The organism is Janthinobacterium sp. NKUCC08_JDC, from assembly GCF_019345575.1.
In the GTDB taxonomy this organism is placed as follows: domain Bacteria; phylum Pseudomonadota; class Gammaproteobacteria; order Burkholderiales; family Burkholderiaceae_D; genus Janthinobacterium; species Janthinobacterium aestuarii.
Genome location: NZ_JAHKQW010000071.1, coordinates 1 through 223 on the forward strand (window position 1 = coordinate 1; position 223 = coordinate 223).

Here is a 223-nt window from a genome sequence, read left to right on the forward strand (position 1 = left end):
CCGCAGCTTATCGCAAGCTACTACGTCCTTCATCGCCTGTAATCGCCAAGGCATCCACCATGTGCACTTATTCGCTTGTCCCTATAACGTTAGCCTCTTCATTCTTTCAAATGAAAAGAGCGCTACAGGGATAAGAAAGTACAACGTTGTTGCTTGTTTGTTGATACATACAATCATTACCCATCGATTCGCTTTTTACGGCAAACCGATCAATAAATAATCT

General features: G+C 42.2%; 1 rRNA gene. It reads right to left on the reverse strand.

Features of this window, described 5'->3' with window-relative positions:
- Window positions 1-81: ribosomal RNA gene (locus KO538_RS29170) — 23S ribosomal RNA — on the reverse strand; the annotation flags it as partial.
- Between the last annotated feature and the right edge of the window lie 142 nt (window positions 82-223).